Source organism: Leifsonia sp. NPDC014704 (assembly GCF_043083605.1).
Lineage (GTDB): Bacteria > Actinomycetota > Actinomycetes > Actinomycetales > Microbacteriaceae > Leifsonia.
Map to the genome: position 1 here is coordinate 83,709 of NZ_JBIBYW010000004.1, position 21,408 is coordinate 105,116.

Genomic DNA, 21,408 nt, shown 5'->3' on the forward strand with positions numbered 1-21,408 from the left:
ACGCATGGTCATCGCGGAGGTGCTTGGGGCGCCCGGTGCTGATGAAGTGGCCACCGCGAACGGTTCGCTGAGTCCAGCGGCCACCGCCGCAGGGCCTTATCAACACGCAGATGGCCTTGTCGGAAGCTATCTTCTCGGAGTGCCGAGGCGAGCGAGGTTGCGCTGCTTCCTCTGCCGAGCAGGAGACGTTGCTGCACTGTGAACTCCTTTGGGCTCCAGCCGCTTAGCTTTCCGGCGCGCCGTCCTGGCTGCGGGTCGGCGCGCTGCCAGCCGCGTCGGCGACTTGCTTACGCAAAGCCTCGTTCTGGTCCTGCAGTTCCAGCACCATACTGATCCCGGTCAAGTTGACGCCGTCCTTTTGCAGATCAGCTACCTGCCGAAGCCTCGTGACTTCGTCATCGCTGTACCGGCGGGTGCCCCCTTCAGTGCGAGCTGGCGTCAACAAGCCCTTCTTCTCGTAGAGACGCAGTGTCGCCTGCGGCAGACCAGCAAGCTCCGCCGCCACTGCGATGCTATAAACCGGCGTGGACTCAGAACGATCACTCACACTGGAAATTTTCCGCCCACCGCTTGCGTTTGTCAATGTGACGATGTAGAAAATTGGTACTACAACATGCAGATTATCTCTTCCGGGGTCGCCCGCTCATGAACTAGGCAGGCACTTCCGGACAGGCAGGAACCCAGGAGGTGAACTGTGATGGGTATGCCCACGGCGGAGGATTCGCCACGGCTAGCGGAAATGTTCGCAGACATTGTCTGTTCAGAACCGGACTGGACGGACGCGGAGTTCGAAGCGATCGTCGCTGAGTTCTGGCAAACGCCGCAGACCGTCATCGCTCCGCCGTGGGCACCCCTCAGCCCGGCTCGCCGCTCGGAGGAGCATCAGGCGGCCCACACGGCCGCGGCGAGGGAGGCTCTCCCGCCGTCGCCGATCTCACGGGTCCGCTCGCCTCCGTGAGAACGCGCCGCACTCGCGGCGCGTCAGTTCTGAGTCGACTGAGTTCGATGTGCAACTAATGCGGAAAGGAGAACCACATGACCATGTCATACAGCCCCATCAGCCAGCTCGACAAGATCGCGCAGAGCGTCTTTGACACGAGCCGTCAACCTCGCACGATGCCGGTCGACCTGATCCGCGAGGGTGAGCACTACATGCTGAACGCGGACCTTCCCGGTGCAGACCCCGCCTCGATCGAAGTCGACGTCGACGGGCAACTGCTGACGATCCGTGCTCACCGATCGGCGGACACGCGCGAGAACGCCCGATGGCTTGTACAGGAACGCCCATCAGGCACGTACCAGCGCCAGTTCACCATCAGCGACGAGGTCGACATCGACAAGATCAGCGCGACCTACGACAACGGTGTACTCAACCTCCTGATCCCCATCTCGGAGCGCGCGAAGCCGCGCAAGATCAAGGTGGAATCGCCGTCCCTGGTCGTGCAAAACGAGTCGTAGACGAACACCGAATGCCCTAAATCGGATCCGAGGGCGACGCGGGTAGGCGCTCGGATGTGCATGCCGGACCGCATGGGGCGGGCGGCGCAGAATGCTTCCCCGAATGCGCGGGGAGCGGTCACAGGAATCGGGTTTCCGCGGCCGCTCCCCGCCCGCGCGACCGCCTTATCTAGGAAGGAGAAGTCCACGTTGCCACGAATCATTAATGCGCTCAGAGCCGTCGGACACCCCGGGTTCTTAGTACTGCGGCCGCGCCCCAGTTACCCTCTCCTCGCGCGTGCGATAGAGGCCGCACGGCGCGCACGCAAGATTGCGCGTTTCAAGCTCCGGCGGGTCAACCCCGCCATCCGAGCGTCAGACCTCGCATTCGAGAACCCCGACGCTCTCCCTCAGTTCCTCCTTGCGGCAACGATTTGTGGCACCGCGCTGGTTTTCCTCATCGCCGCTCTCACCGGGCTGATCGACTCAATCTACGGCCCCACCTGGGTCCGAGTGCTCCGGCCCCTGGTGGGATAACGAGCAGAAGACACATCGGAATGGTCGACACGGTCCACTCTCCGCTCACCAGGAGTAACCACACCCAACCCCATTACCGCCATGGATGGTGGTGGAAATCGCTCGCCGCCGGCCTAGTGCTTTGGGCAGTAACTGTTGTAGTCACCATAGTTACGGCGAACACCAACCTTGTTCCCACGCTGATCCTGCTCGGAAGCTTCCTATTGCCGTTCTGCGTGGTCCTGTTCGTCATCGAACGAATCACTGGAAACATCAGCGTGCTTCAAGTTTTCCTGGCCTTCGTCGTCGGGGGCGTAAGCGGCGTCCTCGGTGCGTCGCTCCTGGAAGCAAGCCTGCACCCGAGTGTCGGCACGTATATCGGTGTCGGGTTCATCGAAGAGTCCGTCAAGGGCGTCATCCTCATCGTCGTTGGCTGGAGAGTGGCGCCCAAGAATCGTCGGCAGGGTGCCATGCTGGGAGCGACCGTCGGGGCAGGCTTCGCCGCTTTCGAATCCGCCGGCTATGCGTTCAATGCCGCCATCACAGCGCAGGGAATCGACCTCGTGTCACTGCTGCAAACCGAAGTTATCCGCGCCATCTTGGCCCCAGTCGGACACGTGCTGTGGACCGCAGTTCTCGGTGCCGTGATTTTCGGTGCAGCACGCGAGGGCCAGCGGTTCCGTCTCTCGCTGGCAGCTCTCGGCGCTTTCGTCGGAGTTGCCCTGCTCCACGCCTTGTGGGACTCAATGGGAGAAATTTCGTCCGTCATTGCCCTGCTCGCCAACGGCAGCGCCCTCCTGGAGCTCCAATACGGGTTCCTCCTCCCCCAGACCGCGGAAACGGTCCGATCGATGGCCGCCGTGCTTTACATCGGCGGCATCGCGCTCACCAGCGCTGTAGGGGTCACCGCGCTTTGGCGCGTCTTGCGGAACTCGGGCCCTCAGAGGAATTTCTTCTCGGGTCCGCCCCTCGCGCACCGCAAAGTTAACACGACTGCAACCACTCCTGCTCAGAGCCACTAGGCGTCAACTCTCGATTAGAAGATTCCTACGCGCGGGCACACCAGTGCCTAGAACGGTTACCAGATCACCCGGCGTGGTATCGCGCTCGTGGTGCTGATCCCAACCGTTGTCTTCTACGCAGCCGTCCTAGCTGCCTTGATCCTCCACTGGGTTGACCGTGATGATCTCACCGCAATGGTGGCGGCAATCTCCCCCTTCCAAGCTCTCGCCGCTGCGGTCGTCGGTTTCTACTTCGCCAAGAAGGACGAGTAGGACCCCTCGCTAACGTCTCAGCGTTACGTAGTCGCCAGGATTTGTCGGCCCAAGGACGGAGTCGCGAAACACTCTCGCCCAAGTGCGATAGATCGCACGCTTGTGGTCGCGCCGCACGGCGAGCCCCCAGGAGAATCCTGCGCAAGTACTGATGGCTGCCGCCACCACGAACAGAAAGAGCATGAGCTCGTTGATGGAGCGCATCGCTTCTGCTGCGCCGGCAACGTGAAGGTGACCGGTGGAATCCTGCAGGGGCGCCGCCGCGGTGTAGAACCCGCCGGTTAGCGCCGCGAAGATCGCGGCGAAGACGGTCACGGACGTCCCCAGAACAGTGAGAAAAGTGGCTAGCGCCGTGGCTCTGGACCCAGGTGCGGCCTGTTCCGCCCGAAGGTCAAGCTCAGCAATCGCCCGCTGTTGTACGCGAGTAGATGCCGTGGTGAACGCGGACAGCTTGTCGTGCATTCTCGTCAGATCGTTGTAAATGTGGCGCTCTGCGGCCAGGCCCACCGCATCCGCCCTCACGCGAGCGCGTAAATACCTGATCCTAAGTCGTTGCGTCGCATTAGAGACCTGTTCGAACATGATCCCAGAATGCCTTAGAGGGTCGCCTAGGCCCGTGACGGCTGATCGGTTCGTCGACGCAACCGCTGACTATGGCACGCTCAGCGGCCTAGGTGCCGCTCTCGTTGTTGTGCCTAGGCAGTCGACGTCTTGCGCGCCTTGGATGCGCGCTTGGGCTTCGCCCTTCCCACGCTCCGATTATCTACCGATCGTCCGGATGTCCGTTCGCGTTGGAAGCATGACGGGCCGACCCCCACCCAGGCCGGCCCATCGGCTCCAGGCCCGCGACTTATCAGCGCAAAAGCGCGACGATCAAGGCCGCAGGCAAGGCCACCGCGACGGTTGCAGTGAGCACCACTTCAACCCTGACTCGAATGCGGAGCTTGACGTCGACCAAGTGATCGCGCCCGCGACCTTTTCTCGGTCGGGGGTCTCGTCGTACTATGGTCATATCTTCTCCTTCGTCTCACACACCGATCGCGAAGAACCTCAGACCCGCGCTGTTCCACCAGCGCGGGTCTTCTTCGTTACATCAATGGTCCCGACCTCTCCCTACATTTCATAATGAGTCCTGCAACACTTAGCTTGTGAGTCGTGGATTGGGGTCGATGCAGCGAAGCATTTTGTCTTCGCTCAAAGCGCTGCAGGAGGACACTCCTCCCCTGTTCTGGTACGAGAAACACGCGCTGGGCGTCGGCACATCCGCCTCTGAGGGCAGTTCTTTTCGACGCGCGGCTCTGTCTCTGGAAAAGCTCCGGCTTATTGACGTATTGCATGCGCACCGGCAGTCACAGCGGTTGTCGAAATACTGGCGCTACAGGGGCAATCGTCGTACCGATGAGGATGACACCTACCAGGGCCCCCGGACGCTCTTGCTGGTTCGCCTACCGCCCACTGACGAGGATCGGGAGGCTCGACTCCAGGTTGAAGAATCCCTCGCGCGCGCTCTCCGCTCGCGGCAATCTGCGTGGAGCACGAGGTACGTCAGCTGGTATTTCGAGCAACCGATCGGCGTTTGGAACGACGAGTTCCTTGTGGATGAAGATCCCGAGGACAGTGAGGATTTCATCGAGCTGAGCCGCCTCTTGAGCATGCCAGCTTCGGTGACCGGTAATTAGCCACCAGCCTCGGGTCAGCGGCCCAGATGGCGCTCTCGCTGCTGTGCTTGGCCCGTCGATGCCTTACGCGCCTTTGCGGCACGCTTCGGTGCGGCCAGGACGGCTTCGCGCGGATGCCGAGCTTGGTCGGCCGCGCTCGTCATGCGGGCGTCGATAACGTCCCTGTCGGCGTTGCCCTCGAGGGAGGATGCGAAGCGCTCCCGCCGCTCGGCGCTATCGAACGCCTCCGCTGCATCCGCGCGATTGTCGTTCGAATCGCCGCGCAGCGCGTCGGTGACGTCTCGGTCGTTCTCCGCCTCAGATCGCAGCTGGTCGACGTCCAGGGCTGCGTCCGTTTCGGCGGCTCTCTCGTCGCGTTCGTTGGCCTGTCGCTGGCGATCCTCGGCCACTCGATCCAGCGTCTCGGCCGCGGTGAGGAAAGCGCCGGCTTCTGCAACGTCGACGACACTTTCCCCGCGCGAGGTGGCCGCCGCCGAGCGAGTGCGCTCTGCCCTTGCCAGCGCCTCGCGCACAGCTGCAGGGTCAGCGTCGAGGTCGTGCACGTCCAGGCCATAGCGGTCGCGGACTTCCTCTGCGATGCGTTCGGCCGCACGGTCGGCCTCTGGGTCGATGCCGTGCCAGGCGGTGGCCGTTTCGTGGACGCCGGCGGTCTGGTCGACGCTTGCGGCGTCCCACCAGGTGCGGTCGTAAACAGGAGCGAGCTCGGCGCGGGCCGCGGCGCGTTCGGCGTCGAATCGGGCTTGCAGCTCACGGTTCTGCTGTTCCGTCTGAGCCTGTCGGGTGCGGGCGAGTTCTTCGCGTATCCGCGAGAATCGTGCGCCCAGCTGGGCCGCTACGGTGAGCGCGATCCGCAGCTGACCGTCCAGGGCGTCCGCGATGCCGTCGTTCTCTTCGGCCATAATTGCCACCTTCCGTTATCGTCCGATGCCGCGGTCTTGGTCGGGTCCGGTCGCGGGCTTGTAGGGCTTTGCGGGTTCGATCTTTGTTGGCACGGGCGAGCCTGGGCGGGGAGCGCTGAGGCCGGTCTGTGCGATGCGCACCGCCTCGGCCGTGCGCTCGTCGACGTCGACGGGCGCGGGGTTCTGACCCTTGCGGGGAACCTCGGGGAGCCGGGACGCGACGGTGGCCATCCGCGAGTTCAGGGTGCGGGAGATTTCCGCTGCGCGGGCCTCGTCCCCGATGGCCTTGTGCATGTCGATGATCGCCACGGTGAGCCGTGCGAGCTGGCGCATCAGGATCGCCTCGGCCATCGTCCCTTGACCCTGGCTCGCGGCCTGCATCAGGAGCATGGCGGCGCCGCCGGCGCTGCCCATGCTGACCTTCTTCGGCTTCGATGTGTGCGCCTTGATCTGCGCCGACCGCGCCAACTCACGCGAGGTAGCGGCAAGCGGTCCGGGCGTCGTCTCGACGCGCTGTGACCAGGCAGCGAATGCACCGGCCGTGTCGCGTGCGACGTGCGCCCACGCCGCACGATCGCCCGGCGGGACGCTGCGCAGCTCGTCGCGCATCCGCCGCATGTCGTCGGAGTATTTCTGCCATAGCTCCGGTGCCGGCTCAGACTCTTCACGGCCCGGTGCGACTGGCCGGTACTGCCACGGGTTGCGGCTGGTGGCCTTCCACTCGTCGACCGCGCCCTGCGCCGCCTGGGGGCTGTCGGGCCATCCCTCGCGCAGCCGCGGCAGTGTCAGGTCGCGGGCGAGCCGGCCGCCGCCGTACCAGACCGGGGGTGTGCCGTGCTCGGTGCGCAGCGCCACCGAGTAACCGGCGACAACGTCGTCACGGCCGGCCGCGAAGCGGGGCCGGATGAGGACGCCGGCGCGGCGTACGCGGCGTACGAATTCGCCCTCGTCGATCGACGCGGCCGCCGCAGCACGTACGCTCCGTTCGAGGCGGTGAGCGTCAACCTCGATGGCGCCGGTGCGGCGGGCGCGTTCCTGTTCGGCGGGCTTGATGCCCCGCTCCCCCAGTCCGTGCTCACGGCTGGAGAGCTGCTGCAGCCCGTACTCGCGCTCGAGGTCGCGGCAGGTGTCTTGCGCCTTCTTGAAGTCGTTGTGGGTGCTCGCCTTGGTGCCGTCCTCGCGCACCAGTGAGACTGCGATGTGGATGTGGTCGTTGCCGTTCGTGGAGAGTCCGTGACGGACGGCAACCCACCGGCACTCGGCCTTGCCGCTGGCCTCGGTGAATCCCATCCGGTCCACGAAGTCTTGCGCGATCGCGCCCCACTTCTCATCGGACAGTTGGCCCTCGTCCGCGCGCAGAGACAGTGAACAGTGCCACACATCCGCCGGCGTCGTGGTCGAGTGAACCTGACCCGTTTCCGGGTCGGTGATGCTCTGCGTGCGGGTCACTTCGACGCCGAGCGCGACGCGCGGCTCGTCGAGGTCCTTCGCGATCGCCAACGCCGTCTCACGATCGAGCACGCCGTAACCGTGCATCGTCATGATGGCGGAGTTGCCGGCGACCAGGTGCTGCTCCTCGTGTTCGTTCGACCGACCCGGCCCGGCGAGGTAGACCATCAGCCCACCCATCCGGCTCCCCCGGGTGATGTTCGGCATCATGAATCAGCCAGCGTTTCAATCGCCGCCGACAGACGCGGCACGATCGCCCGATACTCGGTCACGATCGCCTCGGCCTCGGCAGGGAACGTGCCCTCACTGTTGGCGTACTTCGCGAGCTGATTGGCGTTGTTCGCCAGGTTCGCAAGCAACCGGCGCACCGCGAAGATCTCCACAATGGCCGCCTTGCGATCACTGTCGGTCTGCACGTGCCCACTCATCGCGGACTCGAACAACAGACGCGGCACCGTCACACTACGAACGGCGGCACGGGCTCGCAGCTGCGTGTCTTCCTCAGGAGTCACCCACACCTCGTAGCGCTTGTCGCGCTTCGCCCCCTTAGGGGCGTTGGCACGTCGAGAACGGCCGAACAGTCGGGTCTCGTTCTGCTCCGACATCGCCCCTCCCCCGTCCTCCTCGCCCAGCGCAGCGAACCCGCCTTCCGGCGGGGACCATACGACAAGTATGCCGGTGCCGGACGCGACAGTCCAGCACCGTGGTACAGTTACCCCGGGTAACTGTATAGCTTGCTTCGTCTGGGGGCTCCGCCCGAACGGTGCGCAAGCATCGGTGAGGCAGCACCTCGAGGGTGCAACATTACGCCTAGTGGAGCGCCCACGGCCCTGTTAATCTGAGGCTATGAGCGACGTACAACTGGACCCACAGGAAGCCGCCCGGAAGGCGCGGGCGATCATCGAGGCGGAGCAGAACGCACGCGTGCGCTCGGTGGAAGAGCTCGTGTCTGCCACCAACGCCTTCGACGCTGCGGAGCAGGCCGTCAAGGACGCTGCTGCCGCGCACGATAAGGCGTGGAGTGCTGCGCTTGCCGCGGGATGGACAGAGAAGAACCTGCGCGAGATTGGCGCCCGAGCCCCCGGTCAGTCCGCGCCCCGTGCGCGTAAGCGACGTGCTGCAGCTGCGCCACCCGCGCAGAACATTGAAGGGTGAGCCTACGGCTCCTCAGCTTCTAGAACAGGCCCCGCCGAGCGTCGCTCGGTGGGGCCTGTTCGTTGGGCAACTCCGTTGCCTTTCGGCTAGGTGATGGTACGCACCGTTCCTCTCCGAGCAAGAGCTTTCGCGGCATATCCTCACTCGCTGCGCTCCCTCCGGTATTCCACGGTCTCTTGCTCATTCACCCCCGGCGCTGTTTCGGCAAAAGCGCCGAAAGGCAAATGGGTTGAGATGAGAGAGGGAGCGAGTCATGAGCACGAACGTCACCTTGTACGTGGAATCCGGATCCACAACAAGCGACAAAACCAAAGCAGCAATGGGCACAGCCGGCATCGCATACGAGCTGGTGTCAGTCACGGCCAACGACTACCCGCTGCAGGCGGTGGGAACCTCGTACGCGACGGCACCGGTCACGGTCGTCGACGGGAGCAGTTGGGACGGGTACCGGCCGGATCTGATCGCGCGGCTCGCATCCGACCAGGCGCTCGAGGTGTACGAGGTCCCCGCCGATCCGATGGACGCCCTCTACTGCGAAAGCTGCCAGTGATGAGCGCCGCATACCTCCGCCGGCACGGCGTCACCGTGCCCGCACAGCTGCGCTCCTACACACCCGACGAGGCAGCCGCCGAGACCGGGCTGACACTCGACGAGCTGCGCCGGATGCGCGAGCGCGGCGAGGGGCCGGCGTACGTCACGATCGGCAAACGAACGGTGCGATATATCCGCGTCGACGTCAACGAGTGGCTGTGCTCCGCTCAGCCGATCGGGGCGGATCTGGCAGCCGCTCGTGCCGCCATCCAGTCGGACGGCTCCACACCGTGACCGTCTGCCCCCAGCCAGGCGCCAGCCACAGGTGATCAATCCCGATCGGGAGGGCGGGATCCTCGGACGGTACCTCGCTGGGTTCGATAAGCGCATAGGCGGCCGCATTGCTGAGACCCGTCGTCCCGACGATGAGGAACAGGTGCCGCTCGTCGTACGGAGCGGCCAACAGCTTCGCAATGTGGTCGCGGGTGGGATCGACCTGGAGAGCGGCGTCGACACCCTCGGCGATCGCCTCGCCCTCGCTGCTGAATATGGCGGAGGTAACAGGCGGCATCCAATGGACCTTCGGCTCTCCGCTGGGTAGGTATCCCCACATCACCGGGCCCGCTTCCCAAGCGAGCCACTCCAGCTCAGGATCACCGTGGATTACGTCTAGCGGCAAGTCCTCCGGGCGGGTTACGTTGTGTCGCTCAGCCAACGCGATCGCCAGCTCATAGAGCTTCTCCAGCCGAGCAAGGTCACGCACGCTAGGCGCGTGGATCGTCCACGTCAGGCGTCCAGGTGCCGGCGCACTAGGCCGAGTCTTGAGCTTCGCTCTGAGGTGGTGCTCGGAACTGTCCTCGACACTTGTCACTTCAAGGCCGGCTCTCCTGCCGTCCTCGTAGCGGATCTCACCGTCGATCGTTTTCCGCGGTGCGCCAGGCACATCGAGTTGCACCACGCTCGCACCCAACACATGCTCCACGACGCCGACTGCGTAGAGCTCGTCCCTCCGGAAACCGGACACTACTTCGCGCCCGCGCGCACTTTGGGCTCGCGAGCAGCGTTCTCATCTTCGGTCGCCTGCGCCAAAGCACGTCGAACGGTGGCGGAGCCAACGCGGAGGGTCTTGGCGATCGCGTCCCACGTCGCCGGCGGTGTCTGCGCGCGCATCTGCCTCGCGACCTCGATGCGCTCCGGCGTCATGACAGTTGGGCGGCCGCCAACCCGCCCCTGGGCGCGTGCATACTCGAGCCCCAGTCGCGTGTTCTCTCTGATGGTGTCCACGCGCAGCTGCGCGAACACGGCGACGATGCCGAACAGCGCGCGGCCCATCGGGCTTGTGGTGTCGATGACGGGTTCAGTCAGGCTCTTGATATCGACACCCTTATCCTCGAGCTCGTGCAACGTTTCGATCAGGATCCGCTCGGTGCCGCCGAGGCGATCCAGGCGCCGCACCAGCAGAACGTCACCGGCCCGCATGTAGTCCATGCAGGCGACCCATTGCGGGCGGTCTTTGATCCGGCTGGAGTCGCCGTGGTCGATGAAGACGCGCTCGGCACCAGCCGCTTTCAGCTCAGCTTCCTGCGCTCGTGGGTTCTGCTCCCGCTTCGACACTCGCGCGTATCCGACGACGGTCATCGTCCCCTCCCAAGATCGGTCTCATATCCCTGCGTCTGCGATCGCGTCGGCCGCGCCGAGGCCGACGAGATGCCACGCGACGGCGTGGCGGGGCCGCCCATGCTTGCGAACGTCCGCAGCTGTTCCAGCCGTTCCGGTGTGAGCCGGCCGCCCGGCGTCGCCGGCCGCACGATCCGGTCGAACATCATGTGCAGCCCGGAGAAGTCTCGCCGCTCCATCGCGTCCCGCGACGCCCTGTCGTTCTCGGCGCCGGTGACCTGGCTCCAGTCCAGGTCATAACCGGCGCCTGCGGCGACCTGCGTCCAGAAGATCCGTTGGGTGCGCCCGTTGCCCTCCCGGAACGGGTGGAGGTAGTTCACCTGGTCGTAGTGGTGCGCCAGGCGGTCGACGAACCGGTCACGGTCCAGCCCGTGCAGCTGATTGTCATCCGCGAGCTCCGCGAACGCGAACCCTGCCCCCGACTCGAGCCGGGACACCGGCATGAAGAATTCCGCCTCCGCATCCGTGCCCTTGCGGATATCGACGGTGCGCAGCTGGCCGGCCCAGTCGTAGACGTCCTGGAACAACTGACCGTGGATCGCCTGCAGCTGTCGGAGATCCCCGGTGACCTTCACCGGTCGGATGATCATTTGGACGCGGCGCGCCTCAACCAGGTCCGCCTCAGCTGCGTCGAGGGCACGCTGATCGGTGATGCCGAAGTTATTGCGGAGGATGCCCGAGGCGGGCTCGAGGTACGGGTCGACGAACTCAGGCAAGGCCGTAGCGGGCGCGGGTGCGGCGCACCAGCTCGTCGGCGTCGAACTCCCCCTCGACGAACGCTGCAGCGTCCGCACGGTACTCGGCCGTGGAAGACAGACCCTCCATCTCGGAGCTGTGCGCGGCGTCAGCCACCACACGCTCGCGGAGCTCGCGCTCAGCGGCGGAGATAGTGCTCGCGGTCTTGACGCTCATCGCTGCCCCTTTCGACCTCTTCATTCTACCAGACCTGCTCAAAAACCCCCAGATAGCGTTCTGAACAGAAGAGGGTTTCGGCAAGGGTTTTGATCAATACGCGATCCGCGAAGTTTCGCGGCACGCCTCGCCGGTCGAGGAGCTGCTCGCAAACGATCGTTTTCGCACACCCATGCAAGCGGGCCCGCGATCTCGTTCACAGCTCAGAAACCCCGAAGTGGAAGAGAAGGGCCGACCGTGTGAACATTCGCAGCCGCTGCTAGCCTCGGCGCACTACTTACCCCGCGCTGGTCAGGGCCTGTGCTTTAGGGTCGGAGCGTGAGCTGGGACGCCCCGCGGTCGGAACGAGCGAGAAGGCACGAACATCTCGGCACACACACTTACTGCCCGCTGTCCGGCTCCCGCTTTGCGCTTCCGCTCTTCGGCAGAACATGCACTAGCTCACCGTCGGTTGAATACGAGGAGATCCGTGCTCGCCCTGAGCATCCCCAGCCCGCCCCCGCAATTTGCACAGTTCCAGATAGGTCCACTGACTGTGCACGCCTATGCGCTGTGCATTCTCAGCGGCATCATCGCCGCGGCCCTGATCACCGCGCGCCGGCTCGGTCGCCGCGGCGTCGACCGCGGAATCGTGCTCGATGTCGTCCTCTGGGCCGTGCCGCTCGGCATCGTCTGCGCCCGCTTTTACCACGTGTTCACCCACGTCGGCGACTACTTCTACCCCGGCGCGAACCTCTGGAATGTCTTCGCCATCTGGGACGGCGGCAACGCGCTCTACGGGTCGCTCCTCGGCGGAGCACTGGGCGTCTACATCGCTTGCCGACGCGCAGGTCTTCGGTTCTGGGCGTTCGCCGACGCGCTCGCCCCAGCGCTGCTCGTCGCCCAGTCACTCGGGCGGTTCGGCAACTACTTCAACCACGAACTCTTCGGCCTCCCCACTACACTCCCGTGGGGTCTGCAGATCGAGGCCACCAATCCCAAGTTCCCCGCCGGCATGCCGCCCGACACGCTCTTCCACCCGCTCTTCCTCTACGAGATCATCTGGAACCTCGTCGGTGTCGCCCTGATCCTGCTCCTCGAGCGGCGATTCCGCCTGCAGTGGGGTCGCGTGCTCGCGCTCTACCTCATCTGGTACGGACTCGGCCGCAGCTGGCTCGAAGCGATCCGCATCGACCCGACCAGCGACGGGTGGCTGGGAATCCCCGCGAACGTGTGGGCCTCCTTCGCCGCCGTCGCCGTCGGAATCACGCTGTTCATCGTCCAGGCCCGTCGACACCCGGGCGCCGAACCCTCCCCCTATCTGCGGCCGGCACTCACCGACCTGAAACCCCAAGCGGCCGAACGGACGACCGTCGAACTCAGCGGAGCTGACCGGCAGCCGCCGCCAAGGGATCGGTGCAACTGCTGACTTCGGCGCCGCCGCGAGAAGCTCGGGCGTCGAGGAGGGATAGCGTGGGCGAGTGCGAAGACTGAGGTGCTCGTGGACATTGCAGGCCTGAGGCTGTTGGTGGCGGTCGCCCGGACGGGTAGCATCTCCTCCGCAGCCCGCGAAGCCGGCGTCACGCAACAGGCGGCCTCGATGCGGCTCGCGGCGCTGGAACTGGATCTGGGCGCTGCTCTGCTCGTTCGCAGCACTCGGGGCGCGCATCCGACCGAGACCGGCGCCCTCATCGTGGAGTGGGCCGCCGACCTCCTGGACGCCACGGAACGGTTCGACGCCTCCGTCGCCTCCCTGCGCCAGACGACGGACGACACGCTGCATATCGCCGCCAGCATGACGATCGCGGAGCATCTCGCGCCGCGCTGGCTCACGGCGCTGAGTACCGGTGTGCGTGGGCCGCGCATCGAGCTGACGGCCGCGAACAGCGAAGCGGTCCTCCTGGCCGTCCGCAGCTCGGCGACGACGATCGGGTTCATCGAGACGCCGGATGTGCCCACCGATCTGGCGACTATGGAGTTCGCGTCGGATGAGCTGGTCGTGGTCGTCGGACGCACCCATCCGTGGGCGCGGAGGGCCCGCGGCATCTCAGCGGAGGAGCTCGCCCGCGCTCCCCTGGTCTCCCGCGAACGCGGCTCCGGCACCCGTCTCGCAGTGGAGCGCGCCCTGACGGGCGCCGGTCATCCGCCGGTTCGGCCGGCGCTGGAGCTCTCCTCCACCAGTGCGATCCGCGCGACCGCTGCGGCAGGCGACCACCCAGCCGTGCTGAGCATCCTCGCTGTGCGCGAGCAGATCGCCGCCGGGACCCTCGTCAAGGTCCCGATCCGGCAGTTGCGCATCACCCGGCCGCTGACCGCGGTGTGGCGACGCAGCGGGTCGGGCGTGCCCGCGAGCGCACGTCCGCTGCTGGAGGTCGTGCACGCGATCTCGTGACGGCGGTCAGAGCTGCCCGCTGATGGCGAGCACTCCCAAGCTGGTGACGGTGACGAGAGTCGACAGCACGGCGCCCAGCAGCAGCGGCCGCCAGCCGGCGCGACGGATCGCCCCCACATCGGTGGACAGGCCGATACCCCCGAGCGCCACCGCTACCAGGAACACGCTCGCCGTCACGAGCCCCTCGTGCAGGTCGGTGGGAACCGCGATGAGCGTATTGGCCGTGGCGACGACGAGGAATCCGACGAGGAACCACGGGACGAGACCGATCAACCGCCGCACGGTCAGCGGAGCACCGGCGTTCGCCCGCCGATGCTCGACCACGGCGAGCGTGATGCTGATCGGGACGATCATGAGCGTGCGCACGAGCTTCACGACGACGGCGAAGCCGAGCGCCGAGGTCGCGAACAGACTCGCGGCGGCGACCACCGAGCTCGTGTCGTTCACCGCAGTTCCCGCGAACAGACCGAACGCATGGGTGCTCATCCCCAGCGCATGCCCGATGAGCGGGAACACCAGCACGGCGACCGCATTGAACAGGAAGATCGTCGAGACCGCGTAGGCGATCTCCGAACTCGCGGCGCCGATGATGGGGGAGATCGCCGCGATCGCCGACGCGCCGCAGATCCCGGTCCCAACACCGATCAGGGCGCGTTCCCGGCGCGGAATGCGTAGAGCCCGGCCGACGCCCCATGCGGCGAGGAGGCACACCGCCAGCGTGGAGAGCATCACGGGAAGGGACTGCACACCCACGACGAGCACGCTCGACAACGAGAGCTGGACACCGAGCAGGACGACCGCGAGCTGGAGCACGAACTTCCCGGAGAAGCCGATGCCCGGCACGAACCGGGCGCCTGGCCGGCGAATCAGACTCACCGCGATTCCGATGACGAGGGCCGGGAGGGCGCTGCCGACCGCTGGCACGACGCGCGAGACACCGGTAGCGACCAGCGCGATCAGAACGGTCAGGCCAACGCCGGGCGCGACCTCGGCTCCCCGCGCAGCGATCCTTCTCGGCAGAGTCCGGACGGGAGAGAATTCCATGCTTCGACCGTGACGGATCTGCCCGAATCCGGCTAGATCGAGCCGGTTGTGGCGTCACAAGTAGCGCTTGTGACGCCACACCATCAAGCCGATCTGGCCGGTACGGGCGCAGCCTGCGACGTGCCGGCCACCCAGGTGCGGTAGCCCCCGTCGAGGTTGACGACGTCGAACCCATGCTGGTCGAGGATGCGCGCGGCGGTGTGACCGCGCTGGCCCACCTGGCAGTGCACCACGATCGGGCCGGCCGGCAGCTCGGCGAACCGGTTGCGCAGCTCGTCGACCGGGATGTTCACAGCGCCGGGGATCGAGCCGGCCGCGTGCTCACCGGCCGTGCGCACATCGACCAGGGTGGCGCCCGCGTCCAGCGCGGCGCCGAGCTCGTGCCACTGCAGGGAGCGGGTGGTACCGCTGCGGAGGTTGTCGGCGACGTAACCGAGCTGGTTGATCGGGTCCTTCGCCGACCCGAACTGAGGGGCATACGCCAACTCGAGACGCATCAGACCGGAGGCGGTGATCCCGCCCGCCATGGCGACCGCGATCGCGTCGATACGCTTGTCGACACCCTCGCCGCCGACGATCTGCGCGCCCAGGATCGCATCCGTCTCCGGGTCCACGAGCAGCTTCATCGACATGGACTGGGCGCCCGGGTAGTAGGTGGCGTGCGAGGCAGGGTGCGTGTGGATGACCCGGTGCGCCCGCCCGGCAGCGGTGAGCTGCCGTTCCCCCCAGCCGACCTTCGCCGCGACGGTGTCGAAGACCTTCACGATCGCGGTGCCGAGGGCGGGCGTGTTCTGCTCCTTGCTGCCGGCGATGACGTCGGCGACGGAGCGGCCGTGCCTGTTTGCGAGCCCGGCCATGGTGACGAGCGTCTCTGCGCCGCTGAGCGCATCCACTTTCTCGACGCCATCGCCGACGGCGAAGATGTGCGCGTCGCTGGTGCGGTTGCGGGCATCGACCGCGATCCCGCCGGTCGGCCCCAGCCGGAGCCCGGCCGAGCGCGCGAGGTCCACGCTCGGCACGACACCCGACGCGTCGATGATGAAGTCCGGCCGAACCGTCGCGCCGTCGCTGAGCAGCACCGCCCCCGCCTCGACCGTGTCGACAGTGACGGAGGTGCGCACGTCGACGCCGTGACTGCGCAGCTGCGCCGCCAACGGAGCCACCATCTCCGGATCCAGTGGAGTGAGGATCTGCGCCGACCGTTGGATGAGGGTCACGTGGATGCCGCGCCGCACCAGGTTCTCGACGGCCTCGAGGCCGATGAAGCCGGCGCCGAGGACGAGGGCGGAAGGGTTGTCCGCTGCCGCGTCCACCAGCACGCTGATCGCGTCCACGTCCTCCACCGTGCGGAGGGTGTGCGTCGGGATGCCGGGATGCCCCGCGGCCTCCCTCGCGGTAGCACCGACCGCGAGGATCAGCTCGTCATAACTCTCGGTCATGGTCTCGCCCGCGGCGAGGTCGAACACCGAGACAGTGCGCGCAACCGGATTGATCCCAAGGACCTCGTGGCCGGTGCGCACATCGAGCCGGAACCTGGCCGCCAACGACTGCGGGGTCTGCAGAAGGAGTGATGACCGATCGGTGATCACGCCGCCGACGTAATAGGGCAGCCCGCAGTTCGCATACGAGACGTACGGGCCGCGCTCGAACACCACGATCTCCGCTGTCTCGTCGAGCCGGCGCAATCGTGTCGCGGCAGACATTCCTCCGGCGACTCCGCCGACGATCACGGTCTTCATCCTGTGCACCTCCCGAGGGCGGTTTGGTTATACCCTCCCCGGTATCGTACTATACGGAGGGGGGTATACAGAACCACCCCTACCGGACCCGAGAAAGAGAGTTCCAGCCCATGTGCTACCCCGCCACCTGCAAAGTCTGCGGCAAGACGACCTGGAGCGGCTGCGGTCAGCACGTCGCCGACGTGCGCCGGCGCGTGCCCGCAAACCAGTGGTGCAACGGCAATCACACCGACGCCGAGAAGGCTGCCGCCTCCGGTGGCGGGTTCTTCGGCCGGCTCTTCGGACGCGGCTGACCGTGAGCACCGTCACCCTCACCGCCGACACGCTCAAGGGTCAGATCGAGCAGAACGACATCGTCCTGATCGACTTCTGGGCGGCCTGGTGCGGCCCCTGCCGCATGTTCGCCCCCGTCTTCGAGACCGCATCCGAACAGCACCCGGACATCGTGTTCGGCAAAGTCGACACCGAGACCGAGCAGGAGCTCGCCGCGGCCGCCGGGATCACCTCGATCCCCACCCTCATGGCTTTCCGCGACGGGATCCTCGTGTTCTCACAGCCCGGAGCCCTCGCCGCTCGGGACCTCGAGGATCTGATCGGTCAGATCCGCGCCATCGATCGGGCGGAGCTCACCGCCGCCAAGGCCCGCACCTGAGCCGAAGAGATACCCTGGCGGGTACCGCAACGCCCCCTTCGGCGCCATCGAGAAAGTAGAACATACCGTGGCCATCACCACCGCCTCTGACATCAAGCCCGTGCTCAATCGGCTCCGCCGCGCGCAGGGTCAGCTCAGCGCCGTCATCGCGGCCGTCGAGAACGGCGGCAAATGCCGCGACGTCGTAATCCAACTCGCCGCAGTATCGAGTGCGCTCGACAAGGCCGGCTTCCAGATCATCTCCACCGCCATGCAGAAATGCCTGACCGACCCCGACGACACCTCCGACCCGATGACGGTCGAAGAGCTGCAAAAACTCTTTCTGACTTTGGCATGAAGACAGTGAACGAGGCACCGACGGCTGGTGTGGTCATCCACCTAAACGAGGCCGATCCGATCAAGCACGGCGCTGTCCTGCGGAACATCCGCAACCTCATGGACGCGCTCGGAGCGGGAACCGATCTTGAACTCGTCGTCCACGGGCCGGGAATCAGCATCGTCCTACCGGATAGCCCGCACCGCGAGACCCTCCGCGCCCTCCAACACGGCGGGCTCATCGTCGACGCCTGCCAGAACACCCTTCGAAGTATGGAAATCGGCCCTGAACAACTCGTGCCGGACTCCGTTATCGTTCCGTCGGGAATCGCTCATCTCGTGATCCGACAGCGAAATGGCTGGGCGTACTTGCGGCCGTAATGCCGTCGCGTCCATTCCTCACGAGCGTTTCGCAGGCTATTCAGGTGGCACGACTCGCTTGGCGCTGCGGCGATGCCCGGGTAGTAGCGCTGACCACCGAGTGAAGCCTTCCGAAAACGATCGTTTTCCGCACCGTGGGCGCCCCTCGTCGAGCACGGCCGGTTTGGGCTAGTGGCCCATGTCAACAGCAGCCAGTGCGAAAGCCGGCTCGGCAGCAAGCTCGATCTTAATTAGATGCGCGCTCAGCCTTTCGGGGGTTATCCAGTCGTTTTCGGGCTTCCTCGTGACGATCGACTGGAGTGGCGTCAATGACTCTCCGCACCATGAGCTCTAGAAATCGCGACGGTTGGAGTGCCGGCGGCACCTCGTCGTGACGGATGGTCACGCGCGGCAGGTTATCGAGCGCTTCGTCAATAGCCGAGGCGGGAACTTCCTCCACCTCGTCTTCGTTCTCGACTTCGTTCTCGTCCGGTTCGAGGCCGGCGGCCGCGAGAGGGTTCTCGGTATCGTCCTGATCCACGTCGCTCTCGGCGGGCACTTCAGAGCCGTACTCGATCATGATGAGAGCGACTGCGTGATAGGCGTCGTCTTCCCGACCGAGCTTTTGAAGGAGGTCGATCAGCCACCTCGCCTTTTTCGCTTCCTCAGTCAGGATTGTTGAACGCAGACCGTAGACGAAGCCGAGAGCAGCGAGGGGGTGCCTGAGCCGGAGGTTCTTCGCGTCGCCGTAGCTTTCCTCTACCCGGTTCGCAGCGTTCTTGCCGAAGCTGGAGTCCATGCGCTTAGTACTGATCAGCAGCTCGGGCCCGGTGTCCCAGTCCGACATCACGACGTCGACCTGCTTGAGGTAGTTCTTCCCCAGGATGTTCGCTGAAGCCGAGACAACACCCTTCATCGGTGTGGGCTTTGCGAGGCGGGCGACGAGCTGCGCGCGTTCCTTACCTTTCAGACTTTGAAGCAGGTTCGCGATCGCCGTCGGCAGGATTCGAGGATGTTCGGCGCGTGGCCACGTTGCATTCCGATCGAAACCGGCACGGCGCAGCTCGTAAGAGACCCACACGTCCAGAGCCAGAGCAGGGACACCGGAGGTTGTCGGTGCCTCCAAGTACAGAGGGACCCCGAGAAGCTTTTCAAGGACGTCATAGTCGGGGTCGTAGCGGACTTCACCGTCGGCCCCTTGAGCCCAAGGATTGGTGTGGATGCCGCCAGGAGCCGCGTCGGAGCAGATCCGGTCAAAGACCGCCCATGCCTTGGACCGGGCGGATTGTTCAGCGGCCACTTTCTGCCCTTGCTACTCGTCGTGAGGTCATCGTCTGGTGTGCCCGGCGCACGACGTCGACGTCATGATCCGTCAGCTCTGCGGAGTCCAATAGGAGGGCCTGGTCGACAACTTGGACGGCTTCGAGCAGTTCACCCGTGCGTAGAAGTCGGGCCACACGCGGCTTGATGGCGCGAAGCGCGTCCGCGCGCGCTGTCACAAGGCTGGGCGAGGGCATGGCCCACATGTCTGCTTCCCGGGGTTCGATCTTCAGAATGCCGCCGCCGTAGGAGCGGCCCACCATTTCCGCGTTCAGCAGCGTCACCGAGTTCAGGCTGGCGAGCGGCAGTAGCTCGCGGCCGAGCTTCCTGTGCTCGGCCGAGAGGTAGACACCGTGTACTGAATTGAGGTGCAGCGCGCCGGCCTCATTGGTCGTCAGGCGAGGCGTGTCGGCGTTCATGCACGTCAGGAGCAAGTCAGCCGGCGGAAGGAGGGGCACTTGGTACCAAGTGCGTCGGACGCGGCACTTGTACGCCTGGTCGACGCCAGCGGTGTGGCCGGCCTTAATGTACTCCTCAGCAGCCGCAGAGGGGGTATCCCCCGGTCGGAACAGCCAGGTCGCTTTGCCGGCGTTGCCGAGGTCGGTCATGTTGTGCCGAGTGAGGGAAAGCCCACGAAGATGCGAGCTGCCCGGAGGAGACAACCGTAAAAGATCCGCTCGGCTCAGGCCGAGTTCTTTCACGCGGGCAGGTGACAGGGCGAAGTATCCGTTGTTCCCCGTCACCATCCCCAAGGTCGTGTCGCCCCAGTCTTCGAGCACATTGAACGCACCCGACTCACGCAGCTCCCGCAGAGGTCGAAGTGCTTCCACACCGATCAGAAGGCCAGTCCATTTGTCCGCCGGCGTCTTGGGCGACCAGGTGAGGGGCACACCGAGCGTTTCGAGGGCTTCAGCGTCGCGGGCTTCGTGGATGGTGGCGTGATCCGCGGGGCCCTCATCGAAGCCGTCCGCGAGAAGGAGGACGACGTCCGCCTCAGCTTCGGGAAAGACGCGCTCGGTGAACAGCACCAACTCGACACTTCTGAACCGGTCGAAGAGGAACTGCCGGACCGGGGCTGCATAGTTCACGCTCAATAGCTCTGCGGGTAGCACCAACCCCATGCGGCCCCCCGGGCGCAGAAACAGGGCCGACTGAATGGTGAAGGCGGCCCAGCTCGACGCGAGCCCGCTCAGAGCCACCCCGGCTTTGAGCGCTGCTGCGCGTGAACGGCTGCGGGCTTCGCCAGTGAAGTCTTGGTACCGGATATAGGGAGGGTTTCCGATCACCGCGTCGTACCGGGGGGCAGGATCGACCAAGAAAAAGTCGCTGTGGGTGATGTTGGGAGCACCGCCAGCGTCGGTGATGCGTTCGCGCGCGACGCGAGCGCTGTGCTCATGGATCTCGACACCGGCAACGGTGGGAGCCGCCACACCCAGTTCGACCAGCCGGCGTACCGCCTCGATGAGGAATGCAGCATCACCCGCCGAGGGCTCCATCACTTGATCGGCAGGCGTGCGGACCGCCCACTCGGCGATGAACCGGGTTAACGGCTGCGGGGTGAAGAATGCGCCCCGCGCTTTGCGCAGCTCCGACGTGTCAGAGGCATCAAGCAGGGACACGGAACTCACCCTCCCATTGTTTAGCATCCAAGTGACAACCGCCGACGACTCTCCCAAGTCAACTGGTTAACCCGCCCCGCGGGCGGTATCGGCGAGCATTGCACTACGGCTGCGGCCGGTTCGCGGGTCGAGACCGGCCCGCCATCGTTCGCGCTGCTCTTCGGGAGTGATGATTGTGCCATCCGGGGCCGTCGCCGGCGCGAGGAAGTTAGGCATCCCGAGCGCCAGTGCACACGCATCGAGCGCCTGACGCAGTTCGTCGTAGTAACCCAACGGCCACCGGTCGGTGCGCTTGAGCACCCAGTGGTCGACGCGGTACATCATCAGTGTTTCGTGCGTGTCAGAGCGGGTTGCCGGCGCGTACTCGATCTGGAACTCGATCCGGTTCCCAGCGTCGTCGAGGACAAGCCAGACCTTCTCCCCCGCGTGCAGCGTTTTCACGTTTCCGACCTCCCACCA

26 protein-coding genes are annotated in these 21,408 nt (G+C 65.5%); 13 read left to right on the top strand and 13 right to left on the bottom strand.

Going from position 1 to position 21,408, the window contains the following annotated elements:
• Positions 1-223 precede the first annotated feature (223 nt).
• On the bottom strand, positions 224-547 hold the full coding sequence (locus tag ACF1AJ_RS20180) for a MerR family transcriptional regulator (protein WP_183080110.1): 324 nt from the start codon (positions 545-547) through the stop codon (positions 224-226).
• A 488-nt stretch (positions 548-1,035) separates the two neighbouring features.
• Between ACF1AJ_RS20180 and ACF1AJ_RS20185 the strand changes: the two genes are divergently transcribed.
• The 3 genes from ACF1AJ_RS20185 to ACF1AJ_RS20195 all read left to right on the top strand — a co-directional run bounded on the left by ACF1AJ_RS20185 (position 1,036) and on the right by ACF1AJ_RS20195 (position 3,227).
• Positions 1,036-1,458, top strand: coding sequence for an Hsp20/alpha crystallin family protein (locus ACF1AJ_RS20185; protein ID WP_121264484.1), 423 nt, complete (start codon positions 1,036-1,038; stop codon positions 1,456-1,458).
• A gap of 536 nt (positions 1,459-1,994) precedes the next feature.
• A complete protein-coding gene (locus ACF1AJ_RS20190; protein ID WP_121264481.1) occupies positions 1,995-2,975 on the top strand; it encodes a PrsW family glutamic-type intramembrane protease in 981 nt (326 codons plus the stop codon).
• 87 nt (positions 2,976-3,062) lie between these two features.
• Complete coding sequence (locus ACF1AJ_RS20195) at positions 3,063-3,227, top strand: hypothetical protein (RefSeq protein ID WP_183080109.1); 165 nt, start codon at positions 3,063-3,065, stop codon at positions 3,225-3,227.
• Between the two features lie 9 nt (positions 3,228-3,236).
• On the opposite strand, the gene ACF1AJ_RS20200 is transcribed toward ACF1AJ_RS20195, so the two are convergent.
• Positions 3,237-3,809: a hypothetical protein gene (locus ACF1AJ_RS20200; protein ID WP_183080108.1), complete on the bottom strand. Its 573-nt coding sequence runs from the start codon at positions 3,807-3,809 to the stop codon at positions 3,237-3,239.
• A gap of 587 nt (positions 3,810-4,396) precedes the next feature.
• On the opposite strand from ACF1AJ_RS20200, the gene ACF1AJ_RS20205 reads away from it, so the two are divergent.
• Complete coding sequence (locus ACF1AJ_RS20205) at positions 4,397-4,906, top strand: hypothetical protein (protein ID WP_121264476.1); 510 nt, start codon at positions 4,397-4,399, stop codon at positions 4,904-4,906.
• 14 nt (positions 4,907-4,920) lie between these two features.
• Here ACF1AJ_RS20205 and ACF1AJ_RS20210 read toward each other — a convergent pair whose 3' ends face one another.
• From ACF1AJ_RS20210 to ACF1AJ_RS20220, 3 genes are read right to left on the bottom strand one after another with little or no spacing between them, the layout of a single operon-like run.
• Positions 4,921-5,805 (bottom strand): hypothetical protein, encoded by an 885-nt coding sequence (locus tag ACF1AJ_RS20210; RefSeq protein ID WP_391508839.1) that lies wholly within the window; start codon positions 5,803-5,805, stop codon positions 4,921-4,923.
• Positions 5,806-5,820: 15 nt separating this feature from the next.
• Positions 5,821-7,464 carry a relaxase/mobilization nuclease domain-containing protein gene (locus ACF1AJ_RS20215; protein WP_121264469.1) on the bottom strand — a complete coding sequence of 548 codons (1,644 nt, stop codon included), beginning with the start codon at positions 7,462-7,464 and terminating at the stop codon, positions 5,821-5,823.
• The gene (locus ACF1AJ_RS20220) at positions 7,461-7,859 is read right to left on the bottom strand and encodes a plasmid mobilization protein (RefSeq protein WP_121264466.1); all 399 of its coding nucleotides are present in this window, start codon (positions 7,857-7,859) and stop codon (positions 7,461-7,463) included. Before ACF1AJ_RS20220 ends, ACF1AJ_RS20215 begins: the two co-directional genes overlap by 4 nt.
• 241 nt (positions 7,860-8,100) lie before the next feature.
• On the opposite strand from ACF1AJ_RS20220, the gene ACF1AJ_RS20225 reads away from it, so the two are divergent.
• The 3 genes from ACF1AJ_RS20225 (at position 8,101) to ACF1AJ_RS20235 (ending at position 9,234) form a co-directional block, all read left to right on the top strand.
• The gene (locus ACF1AJ_RS20225; RefSeq protein ID WP_147440234.1) at positions 8,101-8,409 is read left to right on the top strand and encodes a hypothetical protein; all 309 of its coding nucleotides are present in this window, start codon (positions 8,101-8,103) and stop codon (positions 8,407-8,409) included.
• A 253-nt stretch (positions 8,410-8,662) separates the two neighbouring features.
• Entirely contained in the window at positions 8,663-8,959 is a 297-nt protein-coding gene (locus ACF1AJ_RS20230; protein WP_179150820.1) for an NrdH-redoxin, read from the top strand.
• The gene (locus tag ACF1AJ_RS20235; protein WP_179150821.1) at positions 8,959-9,234 is read left to right on the top strand and encodes an AlpA family transcriptional regulator; all 276 of its coding nucleotides are present in this window, start codon (positions 8,959-8,961) and stop codon (positions 9,232-9,234) included. Before ACF1AJ_RS20230 ends, ACF1AJ_RS20235 begins: the two co-directional genes overlap by 1 nt.
• Before the next feature lie 729 nt (positions 9,235-9,963).
• Here ACF1AJ_RS20235 and ACF1AJ_RS20240 read toward each other — a convergent pair.
• Genes ACF1AJ_RS20240 through ACF1AJ_RS20250 form a run of 3 tightly spaced genes read right to left on the bottom strand, consistent with a single transcriptional unit; the run spans position 9,964 to position 11,529 of the window.
• Complete coding sequence (locus ACF1AJ_RS20240) at positions 9,964-10,578, bottom strand: recombinase family protein (protein WP_085370111.1); 615 nt, start codon at positions 10,576-10,578, stop codon at positions 9,964-9,966.
• Positions 10,575-11,333 (bottom strand): Fic family protein, encoded by a 759-nt coding sequence (locus ACF1AJ_RS20245; protein WP_085370112.1) that lies wholly within the window; start codon positions 11,331-11,333, stop codon positions 10,575-10,577. The genes ACF1AJ_RS20240 and ACF1AJ_RS20245 overlap by 4 nt, the downstream gene beginning before the upstream one ends.
• Positions 11,326-11,529 (bottom strand): antitoxin VbhA family protein, encoded by a 204-nt coding sequence (locus ACF1AJ_RS20250; protein ID WP_085370113.1) that lies wholly within the window; start codon positions 11,527-11,529, stop codon positions 11,326-11,328. The genes ACF1AJ_RS20245 and ACF1AJ_RS20250 overlap by 8 nt, the downstream gene beginning before the upstream one ends.
• A gap of 478 nt (positions 11,530-12,007) precedes the next feature.
• On the opposite strand from ACF1AJ_RS20250, the gene lgt reads away from it, so the two are divergent.
• Both lgt and ACF1AJ_RS20260 read left to right on the top strand, forming a co-directional pair.
• Complete coding sequence (gene lgt, locus ACF1AJ_RS20255) at positions 12,008-12,937, top strand: prolipoprotein diacylglyceryl transferase (protein ID WP_391508847.1); 930 nt, start codon at positions 12,008-12,010, stop codon at positions 12,935-12,937.
• Between the two features lie 72 nt (positions 12,938-13,009).
• The gene (locus tag ACF1AJ_RS20260; RefSeq protein ID WP_256922029.1) at positions 13,010-13,900 is read left to right on the top strand and encodes a LysR family transcriptional regulator; all 891 of its coding nucleotides are present in this window, start codon (positions 13,010-13,012) and stop codon (positions 13,898-13,900) included.
• A gap of 6 nt (positions 13,901-13,906) precedes the next feature.
• Here ACF1AJ_RS20260 and ACF1AJ_RS20265 read toward each other — a convergent pair whose 3' ends face one another.
• Together ACF1AJ_RS20265 and ACF1AJ_RS20270 are read right to left on the bottom strand one after the other, a co-directional pair.
• On the bottom strand, positions 13,907-14,944 hold the full coding sequence (locus tag ACF1AJ_RS20265) for a YeiH family protein (protein WP_085370132.1): 1,038 nt from the start codon (positions 14,942-14,944) through the stop codon (positions 13,907-13,909).
• 83 nt (positions 14,945-15,027) lie between these two features.
• Positions 15,028-16,683, bottom strand: a complete 1,656-nt coding sequence (locus ACF1AJ_RS20270; protein ID WP_391508840.1) for an FAD-dependent oxidoreductase — start codon at positions 16,681-16,683, stop codon at positions 15,028-15,030.
• A gap of 110 nt (positions 16,684-16,793) precedes the next feature.
• Here ACF1AJ_RS20270 and ACF1AJ_RS20275 point away from each other — a divergent pair, with 110 nt between their 5' ends.
• The 4 genes from ACF1AJ_RS20275 to ACF1AJ_RS20290 all read left to right on the top strand — a co-directional run bounded on the left by ACF1AJ_RS20275 (position 16,794) and on the right by ACF1AJ_RS20290 (position 18,031).
• Positions 16,794-16,976 (top strand): hypothetical protein, encoded by a 183-nt coding sequence (locus ACF1AJ_RS20275; RefSeq protein ID WP_085370134.1) that lies wholly within the window; start codon positions 16,794-16,796, stop codon positions 16,974-16,976.
• A gap of 2 nt (positions 16,977-16,978) precedes the next feature.
• On the top strand, positions 16,979-17,335 hold the full coding sequence (gene trxA, locus ACF1AJ_RS20280; protein ID WP_085370135.1) for a thioredoxin: 357 nt from the start codon (positions 16,979-16,981) through the stop codon (positions 17,333-17,335).
• A 67-nt stretch (positions 17,336-17,402) separates the two neighbouring features.
• Positions 17,403-17,672 (top strand): metal-sensitive transcriptional regulator, encoded by a 270-nt coding sequence (locus ACF1AJ_RS20285; protein ID WP_121264460.1) that lies wholly within the window; start codon positions 17,403-17,405, stop codon positions 17,670-17,672.
• Entirely contained in the window at positions 17,669-18,031 is a 363-nt protein-coding gene (locus ACF1AJ_RS20290) for a DsrE family protein (protein WP_179150823.1), read from the top strand. The genes ACF1AJ_RS20285 and ACF1AJ_RS20290 overlap by 4 nt, the downstream gene beginning before the upstream one ends.
• Positions 18,032-18,257: 226 nt before the next feature.
• Here ACF1AJ_RS20290 and ACF1AJ_RS20295 read toward each other — a convergent pair whose 3' ends face one another.
• The 3 genes from ACF1AJ_RS20295 to ACF1AJ_RS20305 are packed head-to-tail and all read right to left on the bottom strand — an operon-like array spanning position 18,258 to position 21,390.
• Positions 18,258-19,310, bottom strand: coding sequence for a hypothetical protein (locus ACF1AJ_RS20295; protein WP_085370138.1), 1,053 nt, complete (start codon positions 19,308-19,310; stop codon positions 18,258-18,260).
• Complete coding sequence (locus ACF1AJ_RS20300) at positions 19,300-20,958, bottom strand: class I SAM-dependent DNA methyltransferase (protein WP_391508841.1); 1,659 nt, start codon at positions 20,956-20,958, stop codon at positions 19,300-19,302. The genes ACF1AJ_RS20295 and ACF1AJ_RS20300 overlap by 11 nt, the downstream gene beginning before the upstream one ends.
• A 57-nt stretch (positions 20,959-21,015) precedes the next feature.
• On the bottom strand, positions 21,016-21,390 hold the full coding sequence (locus tag ACF1AJ_RS20305; RefSeq protein ID WP_391508842.1) for a hypothetical protein: 375 nt from the start codon (positions 21,388-21,390) through the stop codon (positions 21,016-21,018).
• Between the last annotated feature and the right edge of the window lie 18 nt (positions 21,391-21,408).

Coding starts and splice junctions, on each gene's coding strand:
- ACF1AJ_RS20185 (WP_121264484.1), top strand. CDS start 1,036: ATGACCATGTCATACAGCCCCATCAGCCAGCTCGACAAGATCGCGCAG.
- ACF1AJ_RS20190 (WP_121264481.1), top strand. CDS start 1,995: ATGGTCGACACGGTCCACTCTCCGCTCACCAGGAGTAACCACACCCAA.
- ACF1AJ_RS20200 (WP_183080108.1), bottom strand. CDS start 3,809: ATGTTCGAACAGGTCTCTAATGCGACGCAACGACTTAGGATCAGGTAT.
- ACF1AJ_RS20205 (WP_121264476.1), top strand. CDS start 4,397: ATGCAGCGAAGCATTTTGTCTTCGCTCAAAGCGCTGCAGGAGGACACT.
- ACF1AJ_RS20210 (WP_391508839.1), bottom strand. CDS start 5,805: ATGGCCGAAGAGAACGACGGCATCGCGGACGCCCTGGACGGTCAGCTG.
- ACF1AJ_RS20215 (WP_121264469.1), bottom strand. CDS start 7,464: ATGATGCCGAACATCACCCGGGGGAGCCGGATGGGTGGGCTGATGGTC.
- ACF1AJ_RS20220 (WP_121264466.1), bottom strand. CDS start 7,859: ATGTCGGAGCAGAACGAGACCCGACTGTTCGGCCGTTCTCGACGTGCC.
- ACF1AJ_RS20225 (WP_147440234.1), top strand. CDS start 8,101: ATGAGCGACGTACAACTGGACCCACAGGAAGCCGCCCGGAAGGCGCGG.
- ACF1AJ_RS20230 (WP_179150820.1), top strand. CDS start 8,663: ATGAGCACGAACGTCACCTTGTACGTGGAATCCGGATCCACAACAAGC.
- ACF1AJ_RS20235 (WP_179150821.1), top strand. CDS start 8,959: ATGAGCGCCGCATACCTCCGCCGGCACGGCGTCACCGTGCCCGCACAG.
- ACF1AJ_RS20240 (WP_085370111.1), bottom strand. CDS start 10,578: ATGACCGTCGTCGGATACGCGCGAGTGTCGAAGCGGGAGCAGAACCCA.
- ACF1AJ_RS20250 (WP_085370113.1), bottom strand. CDS start 11,529: ATGAGCGTCAAGACCGCGAGCACTATCTCCGCCGCTGAGCGCGAGCTC.
- ACF1AJ_RS20265 (WP_085370132.1), bottom strand. CDS start 14,944: ATGGAATTCTCTCCCGTCCGGACTCTGCCGAGAAGGATCGCTGCGCGG.
- ACF1AJ_RS20270 (WP_391508840.1), bottom strand. CDS start 16,683: ATGAAGACCGTGATCGTCGGCGGAGTCGCCGGAGGAATGTCTGCCGCG.
- ACF1AJ_RS20275 (WP_085370134.1), top strand. CDS start 16,794: ATGTGCTACCCCGCCACCTGCAAAGTCTGCGGCAAGACGACCTGGAGC.
- ACF1AJ_RS20290 (WP_179150823.1), top strand. CDS start 17,669: ATGAAGACAGTGAACGAGGCACCGACGGCTGGTGTGGTCATCCACCTA.